The organism is Cryptosporangium minutisporangium (assembly GCF_039536245.1).
Classification (GTDB): Bacteria; Actinomycetota; Actinomycetes; order Mycobacteriales; family Cryptosporangiaceae; genus Cryptosporangium; species Cryptosporangium minutisporangium.
In genome coordinates this window covers 236-6,492 of the sequence record NZ_BAAAYN010000081.1, presented here as the reverse complement: position 1 = coordinate 6,492, position 6,257 = coordinate 236, and the positions used below count along the sequence as shown (strand labels likewise).

Annotated in this window: 5 protein-coding genes; 3 read left to right on the top strand and 2 right to left on the bottom strand. The window is 75.2% G+C overall.

The genetic code is table 11. From position 1 onward, the window contains the following. Positions 1–423: MarR family winged helix-turn-helix transcriptional regulator (locus ABEB28_RS40830; protein WP_345733689.1), on the bottom strand; the 423-nt coding region annotated here is incomplete at its 3' end. A gap of 81 nt (positions 424–504) precedes the next feature. Between ABEB28_RS40830 and ABEB28_RS40825 the strand changes: the two genes are divergently transcribed. Then, complete coding sequence (locus ABEB28_RS40825; protein WP_345733688.1) at positions 505–1,437, top strand: NADP-dependent oxidoreductase; 933 nt, start codon at positions 505–507, stop codon at positions 1,435–1,437. Positions 1,438–1,460: 23 nt separating this feature from the next. On the opposite strand, the gene ABEB28_RS40820 is transcribed toward ABEB28_RS40825, so the two are convergent. Then, positions 1,461–2,522, bottom strand: a complete 1,062-nt coding sequence (locus tag ABEB28_RS40820) for an alpha/beta hydrolase (RefSeq protein ID WP_425559063.1) — start codon at positions 2,520–2,522, stop codon at positions 1,461–1,463. A gap of 200 nt (positions 2,523–2,722) precedes the next feature. On the opposite strand from ABEB28_RS40820, the gene ABEB28_RS40815 reads away from it, so the two are divergent. Then, positions 2,723–5,467 (top strand): helix-turn-helix transcriptional regulator, encoded by a 2,745-nt coding sequence (locus ABEB28_RS40815; RefSeq protein ID WP_345733687.1) that lies wholly within the window; start codon positions 2,723–2,725, stop codon positions 5,465–5,467. A gap of 14 nt (positions 5,468–5,481) precedes the next feature. Next, on the top strand, positions 5,482–6,257 hold a 776-nt coding region (locus tag ABEB28_RS40810; protein WP_345733686.1), incomplete at its 3' end, for an ATP-binding protein.

The window sequence follows — 6,257 nt, the reverse complement described above, 5'->3', positions numbered from 1 at the left end:
GGCGGTCGCGGCGGCGCGGAGCGTACGCAGGCTCTCCGTGAAGGCGGCGCGATCAGCGGCGGAGAGCGCGTCCCCGAGCACGTCCGCCAGTGCGGCGTCGAAGACCGCCAGTGCCTCGTCCGTCCGCTCGCGACCGGCTGGCGTGAGCCGCAGCACCGATGACCGGCGGTTCTTCGGGTTGGCGTGCCGCGCGCAGAGCCCCTGCCGCTCGATCCGGTCGACGGCCTGGCTCGCGCCCCCGACCGTGATCGCCAGCGCGTCCGCGACCTCCTGCACCCGGCACTCGGGGGTCCGATCGATCACCCGGAGCACGTCCAGCGAGCCCAGCGTCAGGTCGCAGGCGTCCCGGAGGCGGGCGTCCACCACGTTCCACAGCACCGTCTCCAGCCGCACCAGGTCGTCGAAGAGCGTCCGCAGTTCCACGAGACGAAGGTTAGCAGTAAATATGTTGCCGCTTAGATTATTAGAGCTAATATTCGGGCTCGATCCGAAGGAAGGTATGTCATGCCGAAGGCAGTGCGGTTCGCGGAGTACGGCGACGTCGACGTCCTGCGCGTCGTCGAGGTGGAGCGGCCGGTGCCGGGCGCCGGTCAGGTTCTGGTCGAGGTGCGCGCGGCCTCGATCAACCCGGGGGAGGCCAAGATTCGTGCGGGTCTGCTGCACGACCGGTGGCCGGCGACGTTCCCGTCCGGCGAAGGCAGCGACGTGGCCGGCGTCGTCGCCGAGGTGGGACCGGGCGTCACCGGCTTCGCTCCCGGAGACGAGGTCCTCGGGTTCACCGACCGGCGGGCCAGCCACGCCGAGCTCGTGGTCGTCGACGCGGGGGACCTCGCCGCCAAGCCGGCCGGTCTGCCCTGGGAGGTAGCCGGATCGCTCTACGTCGCCGGTGCCACCGCGTGGGCGATGGTGCGGGCGGTCGCCGTGCGGCCGGGCGACACGGTGGTCGTCGCGGGTGCGGCGGGTGGCGTCGGGTCGCTCGCGGTGCAGCTGGCGAGGCGGGCCGGTGCCACGGTGATCGGCCTGGCGAGCGAGCGCCACCACGAGTGGCTCCGCTGGCACGGCGTCGTGCCGGTGACGTACGGCGAGGGGGTCGCCGAGCGGATCCTCGCGGTGGGCAAGCCGGACGCCCTGCTCGATGCGGTCGGCGGCGGCTACGTCGAGATCGGACTGTACGAGCTGGGCATCACCCCGGAACGGATCGACACGGTCGTCGACTTCGCGGCACCGGCGAAGTACGGCGTCAAGGGGGAGGGGAACGCGGAAGGCGGCCGGATCGAGGTCATCGCCGAGCTGGCCGCGCTGGCGAGCGCCGGTGAGCTCGAGGTGCCGATCGCTGCGACGTACCCGCTGGAGCAGGTGCGCGAGGCCTACCGCGCGCTCGCCGGTGCGCACCCCCGGGGCAAGATCGTGCTGATCCCCACTCCGGCGACTGGCTGACCTTCTCCGGCCGGCCGCGGGGATCAGCGGCCGGCGTCGGAGAGGTGTTCGCGCAGGAACGCCGCGCCCTGGCGGATCGCCTCCCGGGACACCGGCGAGCGCCGGAGCGCGGTGAGTGAGACGAAGTCGTGCACGGTGCCCAGGTACCGGACCGCGGCGGCGGACACCCCTGCCTCCCGCAGCCGGGCCGCGTACGCTTCCCCCTCGTCGCGGGTGACGTCGGCCTCGGCGGTGATGATGAGAGCAGGCGGCAGTCCGGCCAGGTCCTCCAGCGACGCGCGCCCGGGCGCGGCGGTCGGCTCGGCCAGCTGGCGCGGATCGTCGCAGTATTGCTGCCAGTACCAGCGCAGCGCTCGCCGGGTGAGCAGGTAGCCGGAGTCGAACTCCGCCTGCGACGCGGAGTCGCACGCCGGATCCAGCAGCGGGTAGAAGAGCAGCTGGGCGCGGATCCGCGGCCCGCTGCGGCGCTTGGCCAGGAGTGTGATCGCGGCCGCCATCGTCGCGCCGGCGCAGTCCCCGGCCACCGCGGTCCGGCTCAGGTCCAGCCCCAGCTCGGACGCCGCGTCGACCAGCCAGACGAGGAGCGCGTAGACCTCCTCGATCGCGACCGGGTACCGCGCCTCCGGGGTGCGCGTGTACTCCGGGACCACCACGGCGGAGCCGCTGAGCACGACCAGATCGGTGACGAGGCGGGAGTGCGTGTGCGCGTCGCCGAGCATCCACTTGCCGCCGTGCAGGTACACCAATACGCCGGGCGGCTCGCCGATGCCGGGCGGCTCGGCCGCGGTGTCCCGGGGCGGTTCGACCGCGGCGGGCGGTTCGGCCGCGGCCTTCCCGGGCGGTCCGGCCGCGGCGGGGCGGAAGACCCAGAAGCCGACCAGCCCCGACGGGCCGACCGGCGCCACCAGGAACTGCGCGTCCACGCGGGGATCGTCGGGTGCGCGGCCCTGCGCCTCCTCGAGCGCGCGCCGACCGTCGACCGGGCCGATCTCGTCGAGGTAGGGCGGGTGCTCCGACGCGGCGATCAGGCCCCGCACCGCGGGATCGAGGGCGACCGGGGGCCGACGCATTTCGTCGTCGGTCACCCGAAACCTCCCGCTCGTTCACCCGGTACCCGCATCGTGACCTTACGGCGGGATCCCCGCTCCGTCGACCGCTGGCGGCTGTGTCCCACCCGACGGTCGTCACCCGTCTGAACCGGTTCCGTAATCCTGTACATTCCCCCAGGTGAGCAGCCATGGCCGAGCATTTCCGATGGTGACCGGCCGGTGACCGTCGTGGTGGCATGGCGCTGATCGGGCGGGCACGCGAGCTGGCCGACGTCGCCGAGGTCCTCGACCGGAGCCGGACGGAAACGGCCGCGCTCGTCGTCGTCGGCGAGGCCGGGATCGGCAAGACCACCCTGCTCGTCGCCGCGCGGGACCAAGCCCGTGCCGACGGGCGCACGGTCCTTCCGGTGTCCTGTGCGGACACCGACCGGAACGACGCCTACGGCGCGCTCCGCCGCCTGCTCGGCGCGGTGGATCCGCTCCCCGCCGACCTTCCCGGCCCGCTCGCGCAGGCGCTCTCGCAGCTCCGCGCCCCGGAGCCGGACGGTGCGGTCGATCCGCCGGTGCTGCGCCGGGCGATCCTCGCCCTGCTGGCCCGCCTCGCGTCGCGTCGCCCGGTCCTCCTCCTGGTCGACGACGTCCAGAACGCCGACCGGGACTCGTTGCGTCTGCTGATGCTCGTGCTGCGCAGCCTGAGCCGGGAGCCGGTCGCCGTCCTGCTCGCCGCCCGGGATGCCGTGCCGCCCCTGGTCGCCGCCGAGCAGCTCCCGACCTACGAGATCGGGCCGCTCTGCCCGGTGTCCGCCGCGGAGCTGCTCGATCGGCAACCCGACGCTCCCCGCGGCTGGGCGCGCGGCGAGATCCTGCGCCAGGCCGACGGCAACCCGCTGGCGATCGTCGAGCTGAGCCGTGCGGTGGGCACGGCCGGTGACCGCGCACTCGACGCCACCGGCCCGCTCCCGGACGGCCGGCTCCACTGGGCGTTCGCCGCCCAGCTGCGCGCGGTTCCGGAGCCGACCCGGCGACTGCTGCTCCACGCCGCTGCGGCGTGGGGCCGCGACAGCGTCTGGACGATCCTGTCCGCCGCAGGCAGCGCCGACGACCTGCGCGATTGGGAACCCGCCGAGGAGGCGGGCCTGGTCACGGTCGCCGGGGACCGAGTGCTGTTCCGACATCCGCTGCTCCGGACGGTCTGTTACGCCGACGCGTCGGACAGTGACCGCGCTCAGGCCCACCGCGATCTGGCCGCGCAGACCGACGACGCGTACCAGCGTGCCTGGCACCTGGCGGCCGCCGAGCCGGGCGCGGACGAGTCGGTCGCCGTGCTCCTGGAGGACGCCGCCGGGCTGGCGATCCGCCGTGGCGCGTTCTCCGAGGCCGCCGCCGCGCTCCACCGCGCGGCCGAGCGCAGCGAGGGCGACGAGGATGCCGCCCGGCGCTACGCCAAGGCGGTCTACGCGGCGTACCGGGCCGGCGACCCGTCCTGGGCGGTCCAGCTGTCCGAGCAGGTCGATGCCCGCAGCCGCTCCGCGGACGTGCGCGGCGCGGCGGCCTGCGGTGCCGCGCTCGCGCTCACCCACGCCGGTTCGTGGAGCCGAGCGTTCGCGCTGGCCGGCCGGGTGGTCGACGAGCAACCCCGGGACGGTCAGGTCGCGCTCACCGCGGTGACGATCGCCGCCACCGCGGCGCTCTTCTCCGGCGTGCCGGCGCAGCGGGCGGCCCTTCCCGCGCTGTTGTCCGCGCTGCGCCTGACGCACGGTGGTCCGCTCGGCGAGGCGATGATCCCGCGCCGCGCCAATCCGGCGGCTCTGGCGAGCGTCTTGGCCATCGCGGATCCGGCGGGCTACGCCGACCAGCTCCGCGACCGCTCCGCAGCGGCGCTGATGGAGCCGACGACGGGGCTGGCCGAGGTGGCGCGCCTGCTCTTCGTCGGCTCGGTCGCCTGGCTGGTCGACGACACCGCGCTCGCCATCGCGACCCTCCGTGCGGTCCTCGCCGGCCAGCGGCAGACCGGATCGTTCGGGTCGGTCGCGGTCCGGTCCTTGCTGCTGATCCAGGCCCTGATCGACGCCGGACAGTGGGCGGAGGCCGCGGACGTCCTTGACGAGGTCGAGTGTTTCGCCGCGGTCGGCGACATGACCCTGCTGCTCGCCGCCGCTCCGGCCCTGCGGGCGACGATCGCCGCGCTCCGGGGGAACGTCGCGGATGCCCGCGCCGCGCTGCGCACCGATCGGGTCGACGTCGATCCGGCGGACAACGCGTTGGTCGTGTGCCTCCGGCACCGGGCCGCGGGCCTCATCGCGATGGCGGCCCGGGACCACGACAGCGCCTATCGGCACCTGCGCGCGATGTTCGCGGCCGACGGGGCGCCCCTCCACCAGATCATTGCGCCGCGGGCGCTGCCCCAGCTCGCCTGGTGCGCGGCCCGGACCGGACGCCGGGCCGACCTCGCCGACGTGATGGCGGCCTGCCTCCGGGTCGCCGGGCCGCGCCCCACCGCCCGGCTCGCGGCGCTGCTGCACCACGCCCGGGCGCTGCTGGCCGAGGACGGAGCGGCCGAGGAGCACTTCCGCGCCGCCGTCGGCGACCCGGTCCACGCCCAGCACTGGCCGCTGGAGTACGCCGAGGCGCAGCTGGGGTACGCCGAGTGGCTCCGGAAGCGACGGCGCCCGGCGGAGGCGACGCCGCTGCTCGGCGAGGCGGCCACCGCGTTCGAGCACCTCGGCGCCGACGGCCACGGCTCGCAGGCTCGCAGGCACCTGCGCGTCGGCGGCAACGCACCCGCGGCGTCCCGGTTCGAGCGCCTGACCGCACAGCAACAGCAGATCGTCCGTCTGGCGGCGGAGGGGATGACGAACCAGCAGATCGGGGAACGACTCTCGATCTCCGCGCGAACGGTGGGGTCCCACCTCTACCGCATCTATCCGGTTCTCGAGGTGGCGAGCCGGCATCAGCTTCCCGACGTGCTACCGACGTCGTGATCCCGGGGAGTCAGATGACCACCGAGTTGCTACCCGACCCGGCCGACGGGTTGCTCGGACGGGGCCGCGAGCTCGACCGGCTCCGCCGCTGCGTCGACGCCGGTCGGCACGGCCCGTCGACGCTGATCGTCAGCGGTGCGCCGGGTTCCGGCCGCACGCGGCTGCTGGCGGCCGCGGTCCGGATGGCCCTCCGGGCCGGACCGCGGCGCGTCCTGGCCGTCTTCGACCCGAGCGGTCCCGTGCGCCTGGCCCGCTCGCTGACGTCCGAGATCGACCTGCTTCCGGACGCGCAGTGTGCGGCCGCGCGGGGCGGCGACCCAGCGGCGCTCGCGGCCGCGCTCATCCGCGCCGCCCGGAGCACGCCGGTCCTGCTCGCGGTGGACGACGCGGAGCGGAGCAGCCCGCAGACCCGGGACCTGCTCGACCGGCTGGTCCGCGGCGCCCCGGGCGTGCCGATCACCGTGCTGCTCACTGCCGGTGTCGACGGGCTCCCGGCGTGGGCCGACGTCGTCCCCTCGGTCGTGCTGCCGCCGCGGAGCCCGGCGGACGCGGTGCGCGTGCTCGACGCGCAGCCGGTCCGGCTTCCGGAGCAGGCCCGCGCCGCGATCCTCGCCCGCGCCGCGGGGTCGCCGGCGGCGCTGGTCGCGCTGGCGGCGGCCTCCGTGGTCGGTGGGCCGTCCGGCCCGAGGTCGGGCCCGGCGTCCGGCCCGAGGTCCGGCCCGGCGTCCGGTCCGGCCGGGGCGCGTGCCACTCGGCCGCGGATCGACCTGGCCCGGGTGACCGCGCTGTT

Bases quoted from the DNA above. Each gene is read 5' to 3' on its own strand.
- ABEB28_RS40815 (WP_345733687.1), top strand. From the start codon at position 2,723: ATGGCGCTGATCGGGCGGGCACGCGAGCTGGCCGACGTCGCCGAGGTC.
- ABEB28_RS40825 (WP_345733688.1), top strand. From the start codon at position 505: ATGCCGAAGGCAGTGCGGTTCGCGGAGTACGGCGACGTCGACGTCCTG.